This window comes from Moorena bouillonii PNG (assembly GCF_001942495.1).
Classification (GTDB): Bacteria; Cyanobacteriota; Cyanobacteriia; order Cyanobacteriales; family Coleofasciculaceae; genus Moorena; species Moorena bouillonii.
Map to the genome: position 1 here is coordinate 1,382,968 of NZ_MKZS01000001.1, position 13,519 is coordinate 1,396,486.

Here is a 13,519-nt window from a genome sequence, read left to right on the forward strand (position 1 = left end):
TTTTTGATGAAATTGGGAATTTAGGAGCAAGGCGAAAATCATGATTAAATCTTGGATGGTAATTGCAGCGGTAACCCTGCTAGTAGCATTCGCTGGTAACTTAATCACCAGACCCGAAGGAGTCAGATGGTTCTATCGCTTACGTCGTCCGCAATGGCTCACCTTCGAGAGAGCAATTCCCCTGATCTGGATAACTATCTTTATTTGCGGTGGTTGGTCAGCGTATATAGTTTGGGAAAATGACCCAGGTAGCCGAAGCACCTGGTTGTTGATGGGTTTATATCTACTACTAGAAATCATCACCATGGCTTATACACCAGTCATGTTCCTGTTTCGTAGCCTCACCGTTGGCACCATTATTGGTGGCACAGGTGCCTTATTAAGTATTATCCTGGCTTTACTGATTTATCCTGTATCTCTCGTAGCGTTCTTGCTGCTACTTCCCTACATGATTTGGAGTCCGATTGGTACCTACACTACCTGGGAAATGAGGCGACTTAATCCAGGAGCAGCTTAATTTTATTGTAAGCATTCAGCCGTCAGCCGTCAGCAGTCAGGTGACGTAACAGAGATTAAACCAATACTTACTTGTTTTATTCAAAAGCTGTTCGCGTAGCGTGGGCGTAGCGCATTAGCTGATAGCTGATAGCTGATAGCTGAATGCTTACATTCATTTAATTTTAATTTAATTTTCCCAGAGATTAGTAATCATCCGTTCCATAAACAGTTTTCCCATCAGGCATCACAGCAAATTGTAAATCAGCGCCCTTTAGATTAGTGCCCTTTAATACTGCATCTTGCAAATTGGCGTAACGCAAATTGGCTTTATAAAGGTTAGCCCCAGTGAGATTAGCCTCCCTCAAAATTGCACCATAAATACTAGCATGACTCAAGTCAGCATGCTCCATATTGGCACCAGTCAAGTCAGCTTCTCGAAGCTCCGTACGATTAAGAATAGCAGCACTTAAATCAGCATTAGCCAATCGGATATTGAGGAGAGTAGCATCACTGAGATCAGCACCTTTCAAGTTAGTATCTTTAAAATCAGCGCCATCTAAGTCAGCAGAGGTTAACTTGGCGTTTTCTAAACGAGCACCAATTAGTTTGGCATCTTTGAGTTTAGCATTCTCTAGGTTACTATCGGATAAGTTAGCTTGGCTAAAGTCAGCTCGGCTAAAGTCAACTCCACTTAAGTCAAGTCCACTCAAATCAATACCGATGAGATCACACTCTACACAGGTCTTGGTTTTTAACATTAACTCAAGCACTTTTGTTTTGGCTTGTTGATGTTGAATTCTCTTACTAGAGTTATCATTAGTTTTTAGGGATATGCTGACCTGTTCCGCAGATGATAGATGAAGAGCAATTGGTATAGTTGCCCCGAAGATGACAGCAATGATTAAAGCTAGTTTAATGTTCATCAACAAAAGCTTGCCCAGATTGACCTGAGAGTAGCCCTCTACTTAGATAGATACAAGATATTTTTCGCCCCTACCGGAATAAAAGTTTAAACTTTTGTATATAGCAATAGCAGCTGTTGGCTGTAGTAAGAGGAGAGGCTTTGCCAGAACGGACCGATAATAGAGCTAGTTTGCCGTTTGCTTGCCCTCACCCTCTGCTCCCTGGTTAAACTATAGGGTGTAGCCTAGAAAAAAAATAGTTACTTAAAAAATTTCTCTGATTATAGCATGACATGGCACGAGAGCGTAAAAATTGGAATCAGGCTATGCTGCTAAAAGCTGCCATCATAGATGACAGCCTGGCCAACTAGATGGCAGTTAGATTAACTCTTAAAAGTTACCCACCAAAGCGCGGAATTTAAGGATTAAGGAAGTTCCATTATGTTAGTTTGTCCCCAGTGTCAGTTCGAGAACCCAAATACCAACAAGTTTTGTCAACGATGTGGAACTTCCCTAACCGATAAAAGTTGTCATGAATGCGCTACCCAAGTGCCCCTAAATGCTGAAAGTTGTCACAACTGCGGTGCCTTAACAGGAACGGTTTGGAGGGCAATTATTTCTAAGCAGCAAAATTCGCCAACGTCCCTCCAGGATTCTCCTCAAACCCCGGTTGAGGTGTCAGACTCCTCAGCTGAGCAGGCTACCCCAGTAGCAGTGTCACAACCACAGTCTGACCAGACCGAGAGGGCACTAACCCAGGCAGAATCATCCCTAGAAACAACACAAGAGTGGCTAACTGCATCGGATACTATACTAATTGAGTCAGGGGATGATGCTACCTTATCCCAAGCATCAACACTGTTGGCTGATGAAGCATCAATAAACAACAGCAGTGGCTCAGATCAAGTGGAACTAGAATCTGGGCAGGAGCCATTACTAGAGATTACGCCAATAGAGGAGAAACCTCAATCTACTGAAGCTTCGACCTGGTCAATTCCTAATCTCGAAAACCCAACTTCTCAGACAGCAACAATTGTCTATCTAGACCAGGGTAAGCGTTACAGAGTACTAGAACCTGAGAAAATCAGATATCAGATAGAGGAAAGTAAGACAACATATAGTATCTTTGTAACAGTTTTGGACTGCCAACCGTTACAAAAGTCTCCCCTAGAAGCCCTGATTACTCAAACAAAATTGTCTCCAGAGAAATTTGATCTATCGACAACTCTAGAGCAGCCAAAACCTTCCTCGAAAGAAAACGTAGACGTTTGGAAAGTCCTAGATATCCCACAAAGTGCTAAACCCTATTTGGCTCTTAAGGACTTATGTTACCCTAGCGTGCCAGAAATTCATGATGTTTGGCAGCAAAATGGTAAGGTGATAATCCTGCTAGAAAACCGTTCAGAATGGCAGTTACTGAGTAATTTGTGGGGTTCTGAAGAGTTTTCTAAACTGCAAATTTTATACTGGCTCGATGAAATGGCAAAGCTTTGGCAAGCTCTAGAGCCTTGGCATTGTCGTCAGAGTTTGTTGGAACTGACGAATCTCCGGGTGGATGAAGACCAAGCACTAGGTTTGGAGCGTCTCTATCTCGAAAGGGAGGAAAATCCCCTAAGCCTAGAGGATTTGGGACAACTGTGGCAACGATTATTTAACCAGTCCCAGCGAACCCAATTTACGTCCTTGTCAACGGTTGTCCGGCAGTTGTGTACTAAAGAAATTGAAACTATTGAGGAATTGCGATCGCATCTGCAAGGGATTGCTGACGAACAAGAATATGACCTATACGACTCCGGTATGCAATTAACTGAGGCTGTACTCTCAGAAATGGCAAGGGCAGACACTGAACCTCCTGATAGCGAAGAATTATTATCTGATCTATCCGCAAAAGAGCAACAAGGGGATGAAATGCCAACGGTACTGTTGCCAATGAGCTTGCAGAGTCTTGATGATCTCGGTATTACAGACATTGGTCATCAAAGAGATCATAATGAGGATTGTTTTGGCATCCAGACCCAAGTCAAAAAGCAGGAAAATCCTATTGGTCGAACTATACAAGCTCGTGGTTTATATATTCTCTGCGATGGCATGGGAGGGCATGCGGCTGGGGAAGTAGCCAGTTCTATGGCAGTAGAAGTACTCCAGAATTACTTTAAAGAAAATTGGCAAGACCAGTTTCCCACAGAAGATAGTCTCAGGAAATCCGTCTATGTAACAAATCAAGCGATTTTCGATATCAACCAAGAAAATGCTCGCTCTGGCAGTGGTCGAATGGGTACGACTCTAGTCATGATGTTGATTGAAAATACCAAGGTAGGGATTGTCCATGTCGGAGATAGTCGGGTCTATCGGCTAACTCGGAAACGAGGCTTAGAGCAAATCACTATAGACCACGAGGTGGGTCAACGAGAAATCCAGCACGGAGTAGATCCAGAGCTCGCTTACTCTCGTCCTGATGCCTATCAACTAACTCAAGCCCTTGGACCGCGTAGTGAGCAATTCCTAAATCCCGATGTGCAATTCATAGATATCGCAGAAGATAGTATATTCTTACTTTGTTCTGATGGTTTGTCAGATAATGACCTGTTGGAAAATCACTGGCAAACTCACTTAGCGCCTTTACTCAGTTCCCGATCTAGCCTCGATCAGGGTCTGGCTAACTTGATTGAGCTGGCAAATGAGCATAATGGTCACGACAACATTACACTAATCCTAGTTCGCGTGAAGGTGCGACCAAACTTGGCTCAACCAACATTAAATTAGGTCATTAGTTAGTCATTAGTTAGTCACTAGTCATTAGTTGTTTGTTATTAGTCATTAGGTTATTAGTTGTTTGTCATTAGTCATTAGTCATTAATCATTACTTGTATGTCATTAGTAGCTGCCAGTATATTCTGGTTAGTCACTTTGGACAAAGGACAAAACCGACAAAGGACAAAACCGACAAAGGACAAAACCGACAAAGGACAAAACCGACAAAGGATAAAACCGACAAAGGACTTTGGACAAAGGACAACTGACTATGGTCACACTGACCCTCTTAGATCCGTTAAGCCCCACTCCAGTGCAGCAGTGGAGCTTTCAGAGCAAATCTACGATTCGCATTGGTCGTGCTCCTGATAATGATGTGATTGTCGATGACCCGATCGTGTCACGACATCACCTGGAACTCAGGGCTAGTGCTTCCCCATCGGGTCCGATGTGGCAGTTGGTCAATCAGGGTGCCAATGGCACCTTCCTAAATGGTGTCTTGGTTTCCCAGGGGGTGCTGCCGGAAAAGGCTCTGATTCAGCTAGCCCAGAAAGGTCCACTGCTGCAATTCCAAGTTCAAACCCAGCAACTACCTGCCCTAGCACCCAAGCCCTTGGCTGAGACTACTAAGCCATGCCAACACCAAGGCAATGCACCAGGAAATTTGTTCTGTATTCACTGTGGTCAACCCTTGGTGCCAGTCGAGCGAGTCATTCGCAACTACCATGTTTTGCGAACTTTGGGACAGGGGGGAATGGGAACCACTTATCTTGCCTGGGACAAAGTTAACAGCAAAGATGGATACCCACTCCTACTAGTACTCAAGGAAATGAATGCTGACATGGCTCAAATTTCCAAGGCTCAAGAACTGTTTGAACGAGAGGCTCGCACCCTGAAAACCCTGAATCATCCCGGAATTCCCCAGTATTACGACTTTTTTGTGGAAGGGGGTAAAAAATACTTAGCAATGGCTCTGATTCACGGTGAAGATTTAGAAAAACGTGTCTTGAGCACTGGACCAGTTATCTTGCCCCAGGCAGTAGAGTGGATGATTCAAACTTGCGATATCTTAGACTACATCCACGATCGGCAGCCGCCTCTAATCCACCGAGACGTTAAGCCGGCGAATTTGATGGTACGCCATCGAGATAACCGAATTGTCATGTTGGATTTCGGTGCTGTTAAAGAAATTGGCACTATACCAGGTACACGGATTGGAGCGGAAGGATATAGCGCTCCTGAACAAGACCGAGGTCAGCCTTGCACTCAATCGGATCTTTACGCCATTGGCCCAACTTTAATCTTTCTGCTCACCGGGGAAGCGCCTCTAAAGTATTATCAAAGGCGTAGTTCAGGATATCGGTTTGATGTATCAAGCGTTCCCACTGTTACTCCCCAATTAAGGAAAGTGATTGAGCGGGTTTGTCAACCAAGGGCTTGCGATCGCTACCAAACGGCAAAAGAACTTATGCAGGCTTTGGTTGCTTGTATTTAGGAGTCGGCGTCTTAGAATATGAGCAGAAATTTCACGGGCAGAATTTGGCGTAGTAGGCTAGTGATTAGGATAAGGAAAATCAGGGAATAAAGAAAGTATATACTCACCATACCGGCAGCTATTCCTCATCCATGACCAAGCTCCACCGATTGAAGCTTGGACGCCAAACGGAAGCGAAAGAAGTCAGATCAAGTCCGGTTAATTACTTCTGACAATGGTTGATCCCCGTTGATCGCCTTTTGAAAATTGTTAATAGCTAATTGTTAATAGCTAATTTTCAATAGCTAATTAACCACTGACAACTTTCAATTCTCAATTTTCATTCTTACGAACAAAACAAATAGGTGCCCGCTTCCTAGGCCGCGAGGGATTGCTCGCGGCCTAGGGTCGCACCTGATGAGATATATAAGTACTTAACCTCAAATTGGATCAGATCATTCTTCGTCCCAGGCTTCCACAGCTAGTAAGTCACTGATCGGGTCTTGCATGGTAAACCCGAATTCAGTCAGTTCCTGTTTCCAGTAGGACCATTCATCCCCATAGAGCAGGGCAATTTTCCAAAGGCTGTCACTGGGTTTAATAATTTTGGATTCCGCCAGTGAACGCACATGGCGTTGCAACTTCACCATGGGGTGAGTAACTGTTTGAGTCATACTCTAAAATCTCTAAAATTCTGTTGTTAGATTGGCTTTTGCGAATACCTGAACTACAATGCTTCCCCTTTGCGGTAATGCGCCGATCTGTAGAGTTTTGTACGGCAAGGAAGCCCCTCTATACTCTTTTAGCGCAATCGGATGCATTTAAGCAAGTCCGATTTGGGTAAATGTACGGGAATCCCTACTTTAACGCTAACCATGGACACGTAGTCAGGTTATGATAGTACATATATCCTAAGCAAGTTAGAGGAAATAACAGCAGTTTTTCCATGACCCAACCAGCACACCTTGCCCCCTATGGTTCCTGGAAATCCCCTATTACCGCTGACATGATTGTTCAAGGCAGCGTTAGGTTGGGCAGCATAGCCCTTGATCAAAAGGATGTTTACTGGATTGAAGGGCGACCTGCAGAAGCTGGACGCAATGTAATCGTGCGACGCACCCCTGATGGCAAAAGTGTTGATCTGACTCCCGAGCCCTTCAATGCTCGGACTCGGGTTAACGAGTATGGTGGTGCTGCTTTTGCTGTTAAGGATGGCACAATTTACTTCTCTAATTTTGCTGACCAACGTCTGTACCAACAAACCCCAAGCTCCAAACCCCAACCCCTAACCCCCATAGCTAACTGGCGCTATGGTGATGGGGTAATTGACCAGCAACGGGGACGTATAATCTGTGTCGGAGAAAACCACACGGTGGATGGGGAACCAGTCAATACCTTGGTTAGCATCAGCCTAGAAAACGGTGAAGATATTCAAGTGCTAGCCTCTGGCTGTGACTTTTACTCCTCGCCGCGCCTAAGTCCCGATTGCTCTAAACTGGCGTGGCTAAGCTGGAATCATCCCAATATGCCCTGGGATGGTACTCAACTCTGGGTAGCTCCAATCTTAACCGATGGTTCTCTAGGTGTTGCAGAGCCCATTGCTGGTGGGGTAGATGAGTCGGTATTTCAGCCAGAGTGGTCACCAGATGGTGTCCTTTACTTTGTTTGCGATCGCACTAATTGGTGGAATCTCTACCGCTGGCAACCAACCCAAGGGGAAATCGAACCCCTGTGTGAAATGGAAGCCGAGTTTGGACTACCCCAGTGGGTCTTTGGCATGTCTACTTATGGCTTCGATGGTGCCAATCGAATCATATGTACCTATACTCAGGCAGGAAACTGGTATTTAGCTAGTATTGACCTAAAAACGAAGCAGCGGTCGGTGATTGCTACACCATACACCAGTATTTCCGACCTAAAGGTAGCTGATAATCAAGCGGTTTTTATCGCTGGTTCCGTAACAGAAGCAAGCGCTATTGTTCAGTTGGACTTGACAAATGGACAAATCAATGTATTAAGGAATAAGCGTGAGTTAGCTATCGATACTGGCTATCTATCGCGGCCTCAAGCGATCGCATTTCCGACAACTAATGGACTGACCGCCTATGGTTTCTTCTACCCACCACAAAACAAAGACTACACTGCACCAACCTCCGAAAAACCACCCCTAATTGTCAAAAGCCACGGTGGACCTACGGCAGCGACTTCCAGTGCCTTTAACCTAAAAATCCAATACTGGACCTCTCGTGGTTTTGCCATGCTAGATGTCAACTATGGAGGGAGTACTGGCTATGGGCGGGACTATCGTCAGCGCCTGAAAAACAACTGGGGGATTGTAGATGTTGATGACTGCACCAATGGCGCGCAATACCTAGCTGAGCAAGGACTAGTTGATGGTGAGCGACTGGCAATTGCTGGGGGGAGTGCTGGGGGGTATACAACTCTAGCTGCTCTGACATTCCGAGATGTGTTTAAAGCTGGCGCTAGCTACTACGGTATCAGTGATTTGGAGGTACTAGCCAAGGATACCCACAAATTTGAGTCCCGGTATCTAGATGGCTTGATCGGTCCTTATCCAGAACGTAAAGATTTATATCAACAGCGATCGCCTATTCATTTCACAGACCAACTGTCGTGTCCTGTAATTTTCTTCCAGGGGCTAGAAGACAAGGTAGTTCCTCCTAGTCAAGCAGAAATGATGGTGGCAGCTTTGAAGGCTAAGGGGTTACCTGTAGCCTATGTCACCTATGAAGGGGAGCAACACGGTTTTCGTAAAGCAGAAACGATTAAACGGACTCTCGAAGGGGAGTTGTATTTTTATTCCCGGGTATTTGGATTTGACCTAGCAGAGGCGATAGACCCTCTAACTATTTATAATTATTAGTCATTATTGAATTACGTTAATGTGTAGACATGGCTCAAGACCTGCGAAGTAAGCCAATGTCGGTATTTGTCTATTGGTTTCGATATTATTGTTCACCATAAACTGATCAACGATGACTAGGCAGGAAAAACAATCAATAACCAGTGAGTTACAAACTCAGGCAATTATCCTCGGTGGATGGGTCGCTCTGATGTGGATTGTAGAGCTGGTGGATATATTCATTTTTGGAAGGAAACTTGATCTATATGGCATCCTCCCCCGTAACCCGATTGGGCTGCGGGGTATTTTATTTGCCCCTTTTCTCCACGGCGGTTTTTCTCATCTGATTTCCAACACTATACCTTTTCTTGTCCTAGGCTGGTTTGTAATGTTGCAAGAAACTAGCGACTTTTTCGTCGTTACCACCATTACCATGCTGGTGGGTGGTCTTGGGGTTTGGCTGTTGGGCGCTCCCAATTCAGTTCACATTGGGGCAAGTGTGCTGATCTTTGGCTATCTAGGTTTTCTGCTATTTAGAGGCTTCTTTGAAAGAAACCTACCCTCAATTTTTCTATCAATTCTAGTCGGCTTCCTCTATGGTGGTTTAGTTTGGGGTGTCTTACCCTCACAGCCCCATGTATCTTGGCAAGGACATTTATTTGGTTTTATCGGCGGTATCCTAGCCGCACGTCTACTGGCAAAGCGTAAACTCTCTTCGTAGTGCTAAGTTTTGACTACTCAGTGTGAAAATAGAACCAGACAGACTTTGTGGGTCTGCAACAGATTTAAACTATCTGTCTGCTGGTGTGAGTAATATGTTTTGAGTAGAACTAGAGAAACTTTTATCAACAATTATGCGTTCACGTAGTGTATCCAAAGGAGAATCGCAGGGATTGTCGCTCCTTGGGTCAATTCTGAAAACCCAGTGTGAGTGCAAGGTGTCACAGTCTCAATCTTCTAGGTATAACTTTTACGTATAACCAACAAAGAACGAAAATTTTTTCCCTACGAACGCACTCACCACGCTCAAGCTTGATGATCAGACCATAGAGGAAATGGCTCAAAAACAAAAATTCCCTCATCTTGTGGGTTCAAAATGGACAGCTAAACAGAAAACTTGGGGCTGGCGGCATTTCCAAGTGGTCAATCGTAAAAACCAAGGAAAGTGGGTGTTTGCTGAAATGGTGGCTTCTTGTGACCCGAATGTCCGTTTTTGGCTAAATGCTAAACAGCTGAAAGATCCTGGCTTGTGGCAAGCAGGCTGGAAATCTTTAGCCGAAATCGAAAGCGAAGAGTAACCAATCCCCGTTGATATGGTATCAACGGGGATTTTGATTCAAACTCTCATAAAAATCTGCCTGATCTGGCGATATGCCTATCTCCCGATCAATCTTCAAGATTGATGGATATTCAACCGGACTTGATATAACAGAGAACTTTTATCCCCATGCATAAATCCCACAAGCTTCCAGTTTGCCCTTACCAACCCCCTACTCGGTCAAGGCGAAATCCTTGGTGCAGAGGATTAAAAGTCTTGGCTGTAAGCTAATGGTAATAGGTTTTAGGTATTTTGTCTGGTTAGTGATGCGGCTCAAGATGTTTGTCACACAACGGTTCCGGTTGACAGCAGCATCTGATTGATAAGATAAATGGCACGCTCCTTGAATTCAAGGCAAGCTAGTAATTGTTTATGGTTCAGTGTTTATTGTTTATTTGAGTTTTATGGTCATGGATGGAATCAATAAAGCAGAAATGCGGGAAAGACTGGGAAATCTTGAGAAGATACGTGATATAATAATAGGTTCTAACCTGCGAGAGTATGATACTCGCTTCACGAAGATAGAGTCTGACTTATCCATGTGGCAGCAGGAAATACGCGATCGCGTTGAGCAGATCAAAACGACTCTCTCAAAAGAAATGGCTGCTGCTGTAGATTCCCTGGAAAAAAAAATAAGTACTCTTAGTTTAACTGCAGCCGAAGAGAGGAATGAGATTCAGGAGCGGGTTGAGCTGCTCAACAAAAAGTTTTCTAAGAGTATTGAGGTGCTCGACGAGACAGTCTACAAGCAGTCAACCTCCCTAAAGAAGGAACTTTCAGAAACTAAAGAACAGCATCAGCAAGATGTGATCAATCTCAGAAAGCAGATCTTGGCCGAGCTGGAAACTAAATTTGCACAGATCAAAGATGCCAAAGCCTCGAAAGCAGATCTCGGAGACATGTTGTTAGAGTTGGGTTTGAGGCTCAAAGGGACTGAATTAGTTCCAGCACTCAAAGAAGCTAGTGATGGGTGGTCTGGGTTACCACAGACCAAAGGTCATAATGGTACGGTCATGGAGAAAACTGCTACTAATGATGACGAGCATCTCCAGTTAATCAAGCAAACTCAGACTTTGGAATAGACTTGGCACAGTCCTCCAATGCCAGCCACAAAAATTAACTTGATTTTCTCGCTAAGATTAGTTTTAAATCAAGGTGCGTTCGCGTAGCGGCTCTTTCAGAGCATCGCTGATTTTTGCAAAAGGTTAAATAGTAACGGATAGCCACCAGTGGCATTTTCAAACCAAAATCCGGCTGAGAAGCATCAGCCGGAAAATTCTAGATCAGAGTCAATTGAGGTCAATTCGAGTACAGAAGACGAGTTGAAGGATTTACTTAATTTACTCGTTGACCTCAAGATTATTGATCACAGGGATAAACCTAGCCAACATCCTAACTCTAAGCAGCAAGGGATGACCTCTGATCAGGGAGACACTATTGAACAATCCGATTCATCCGGTGACCTTGAGGTTCCAGCTATTGAACCTCAAACTGACCTAGGCAGTAGTAGCCTCCACGGGGTTCAGGAGAAAGAAGCATTAGCTCAAGAAAGGGATCAACCCCAATCCTTCGGTGTCAAAGTTTTTCCCCATCAGAACCCATCACCACAGCTTCCTACACCAAAGGAGCATCTGCCGCAAATGCCTCAACATCCCGAAGATCCAGTATTAGCTGAGAATTTAGTCCAATCCGAAGCCACAGAAACTAACCAAGACCTGCGATCAGAGTCTGATCACGACACCTCCCAGGAATTAGACACCTTGGCTGAGATTTTGCAAGAACTGGTGATATCTCCAGAAATGGCACAGTTTCGTGACCAGATAGAAACTCTAGCCCAGAGACAAGGCAGGCTTGAGCATCAGATTGATCAACCTCAAGAATTGATTAATCTATTGCTACCAGTTATGGCTAAGCTGCTGGATCTCACGGTAGCTCAGTTCAGTACCTCGGTGACCGATTCCGTGACCCCCATCATTGCGGAAGTCATTGGCCACAGAACTCAACAGGATAAAGAGGGTGTGGGAGAAGCGATCGCTCCCGCAGTTCCAATAGCTATTTCCTCCTGCATCGAGAAGTGCCCACAGGAAGTTGGGTTTGCGATCGCACCAGAAATGGCAGTAGCGATCCGGCAACAGATTAGAATTAAGCCAGAGGCCATGGTCAATGCTCTGTATCCGGTCATTGGCAGTACCATTTCCACATACTTAGCAGAAGAAATCCGAGCTATCAATGAGAAGCTGGAAAATGCCCTCAGCTTTGAAGGAATGATGCGCAAGATTCGCGCTAAGGTGCAGGGCGTTTCTGAAGCAGAACTGCTGTTTCGGGAGGTGATGCTATTTCAGGCGCGAGCTATCTTTTTGATTCATAAACACTCTGGTTTAGTGATTGCCGAGGTACAACCCTCTGACAGCCAGCATCTAGAGTCAGATATGGTAGCAGGGATGCTCACCGCTATCCGTAGCTTTGTCAATGACTGTATCGCTCAGTCTGGGGATGTGGCAGAAATCGATGCTATTGACTATGGTACATCCAAGATCATCCTGGAAGTAGAGGGATACTGCTACCTAGCAGTGGTAGTTCAAGGGGAACCCACCCACCAGTTCATTCATCAGTTGCGGGAAAGCCTAAAAACTATTATTACCCATTATGGTAAACCGATCAGGTCTTTTGATGGGGATATTACAACTATCCCGGTGGGAGTCAAGGAAATTTTACAAAATTTATTAGATCAATCCGTTAGTGAAGGACTTCGTGATACTCAGGAAAATCCGAAAAAAGGCAAGAAACCGCCAGGCTTATTGGTGCTTGGCTTGGGGCTTCTGGGTTTAATCGCTGTATTTGGGGGAATTTATCAGCATAGGGCTAGAATAAACCGTCGCATTGAGCAAAAAACTCAACTTGCCCTCGCCTATTATGCCCCAGAAGTGGCTGATTATGCTTTAACAGTTAAAGCCAATCGCCAGATACTAAAGCTAGCTGGACAGCTACCGAATCAGGCTATGCGCTCAAACGTCGAGCAAATTGCCAAAGCTGCGGCTCCTAAATTAGTGTTGGATAATCGAATTGAGGTGATCGAACTCCCCTATACTGAGCAGTTAACCAAAGCTCAAGTCCAACGGGTGAGCAACACCTTGAATCAAATGGATGGGGTTGTAATTTTAGCCCACTATACACAAGGCAAGGTCACAGTAAACGGAGCCGTACTTTATGCTCAGGATTTTCCTAAGATTATCCAAGCCTTTGAGAACATTCCTGGTGTCAAGTCGGTCGAGAACAATTTACAACTTCAAGGATTAGACCTTACCAGCCGGATCTACTTTGATCTTGGTTCAGCCAAGTTGAAACCAGAGGATATAGGCACTAAAATTCGATTAATTAAGGAATTCCTGGAGCGCTATCCTCAAAAGCACCTGAGGATAATCGGCTACGCCGATCCTAGGGATAAACTTACCGAAAATCAGGGATTAGCACAACAACGAGCCCAAAAGGTAAAAGATGTGCTTGTTCAGCAAGGCATTGATCCCAATCGACTGGAAGTTCGTGGGGTTGGCAAAGGACCGCCAGATGTTGATGCTAGTCAACCGCTATGGTTAAATCGATGTGTCGTATTTGATCAGTTTACCGAGAAACCCAATTGAAAGCGCCTTTGGTTGAGCCAGGAGATAACAACAAGTTATGGACTTTATTCCTTTGTTTATTAAATCTGGAATCAG

At 44.7% G+C, this 13,519-nt stretch carries 10 protein-coding genes; 8 read left to right on the forward strand and 2 right to left on the reverse strand.

Translation table 11 applies throughout. The features are described from left to right. Positions 1-40 precede the first annotated feature (40 nt). The gene (locus BJP37_RS05695) at positions 41-517 is read left to right on the forward strand and encodes a TspO/MBR family protein (protein ID WP_070391544.1); all 477 of its coding nucleotides are present in this window, start codon (positions 41-43) and stop codon (positions 515-517) included. Positions 518-701: 184 nt separating this feature from the next. On the opposite strand, the gene BJP37_RS05700 is transcribed toward BJP37_RS05695, so the two are convergent. Then, positions 702-1,421, reverse strand: a complete 720-nt coding sequence (locus BJP37_RS05700) for a pentapeptide repeat-containing protein (RefSeq protein WP_075897164.1) — start codon at positions 1,419-1,421, stop codon at positions 702-704. 420 nt (positions 1,422-1,841) lie between these two features. On the opposite strand from BJP37_RS05700, the gene BJP37_RS05705 reads away from it, so the two are divergent. Beyond that, positions 1,842-4,163, forward strand: coding sequence for a serine/threonine phosphatase (locus BJP37_RS05705; protein WP_075897166.1), 2,322 nt, complete (start codon positions 1,842-1,844; stop codon positions 4,161-4,163). A gap of 259 nt (positions 4,164-4,422) precedes the next feature. Continuing rightward, on the forward strand, positions 4,423-5,646 hold the full coding sequence (locus BJP37_RS05710; protein WP_075897168.1) for a protein kinase domain-containing protein: 1,224 nt from the start codon (positions 4,423-4,425) through the stop codon (positions 5,644-5,646). Positions 5,647-6,080: 434 nt separating this feature from the next. On the opposite strand, the gene BJP37_RS05715 is transcribed toward BJP37_RS05710, so the two are convergent. Then, positions 6,081-6,299 carry a DUF4327 family protein gene (locus tag BJP37_RS05715; protein ID WP_008181701.1) on the reverse strand — a complete coding sequence of 73 codons (219 nt, stop codon included), beginning with the start codon at positions 6,297-6,299 and terminating at the stop codon, positions 6,081-6,083. Positions 6,300-6,571: 272 nt separating this feature from the next. On the opposite strand from BJP37_RS05715, the gene BJP37_RS05720 reads away from it, so the two are divergent. The 5 genes from BJP37_RS05720 to BJP37_RS05740 all read left to right on the forward strand — a co-directional run bounded on the left by BJP37_RS05720 (position 6,572) and on the right by BJP37_RS05740 (position 13,444). Further along, entirely contained in the window at positions 6,572-8,509 is a 1,938-nt protein-coding gene (locus BJP37_RS05720) for a S9 family peptidase (RefSeq protein ID WP_075897170.1), read from the forward strand. 112 nt (positions 8,510-8,621) lie between these two features. Beyond that, positions 8,622-9,209 (forward strand): rhomboid family intramembrane serine protease, encoded by a 588-nt coding sequence (locus BJP37_RS05725; RefSeq protein WP_075897172.1) that lies wholly within the window; start codon positions 8,622-8,624, stop codon positions 9,207-9,209. A 334-nt stretch (positions 9,210-9,543) separates the two neighbouring features. Next, the gene (locus BJP37_RS05730) at positions 9,544-9,786 is read left to right on the forward strand and encodes a TIGR02450 family Trp-rich protein (RefSeq protein ID WP_008181697.1); all 243 of its coding nucleotides are present in this window, start codon (positions 9,544-9,546) and stop codon (positions 9,784-9,786) included. Between the two features lie 430 nt (positions 9,787-10,216). Beyond that, the gene (locus BJP37_RS05735; RefSeq protein WP_075897174.1) at positions 10,217-10,888 is read left to right on the forward strand and encodes a hypothetical protein; all 672 of its coding nucleotides are present in this window, start codon (positions 10,217-10,219) and stop codon (positions 10,886-10,888) included. A gap of 147 nt (positions 10,889-11,035) precedes the next feature. Further along, a complete protein-coding gene (locus BJP37_RS05740) occupies positions 11,036-13,444 on the forward strand; it encodes an OmpA family protein (protein WP_075897176.1) in 2,409 nt (802 codons plus the stop codon). The last annotated feature ends 75 nt before the right edge of the window (positions 13,445-13,519 follow it).

Bases quoted from the DNA above. Each gene is read 5' to 3' on its own strand.
- BJP37_RS05695 (WP_070391544.1), top strand. From the start codon at position 41: ATGATTAAATCTTGGATGGTAATTGCAGCGGTAACCCTGCTAGTAGCA.
- BJP37_RS05700 (WP_075897164.1), bottom strand. From the start codon at position 1,421: ATGAACATTAAACTAGCTTTAATCATTGCTGTCATCTTCGGGGCAACT.
- BJP37_RS05705 (WP_075897166.1), top strand. From the start codon at position 1,842: ATGTTAGTTTGTCCCCAGTGTCAGTTCGAGAACCCAAATACCAACAAG.
- BJP37_RS05710 (WP_075897168.1), top strand. From the start codon at position 4,423: ATGGTCACACTGACCCTCTTAGATCCGTTAAGCCCCACTCCAGTGCAG.
- BJP37_RS05715 (WP_008181701.1), bottom strand. From the start codon at position 6,299: ATGACTCAAACAGTTACTCACCCCATGGTGAAGTTGCAACGCCATGTG.
- BJP37_RS05720 (WP_075897170.1), top strand. From the start codon at position 6,572: ATGACCCAACCAGCACACCTTGCCCCCTATGGTTCCTGGAAATCCCCT.
- BJP37_RS05725 (WP_075897172.1), top strand. From the start codon at position 8,622: ATGACTAGGCAGGAAAAACAATCAATAACCAGTGAGTTACAAACTCAG.
- BJP37_RS05730 (WP_008181697.1), top strand. From the start codon at position 9,544: ATGGCTCAAAAACAAAAATTCCCTCATCTTGTGGGTTCAAAATGGACA.
- BJP37_RS05735 (WP_075897174.1), top strand. From the start codon at position 10,217: ATGGATGGAATCAATAAAGCAGAAATGCGGGAAAGACTGGGAAATCTT.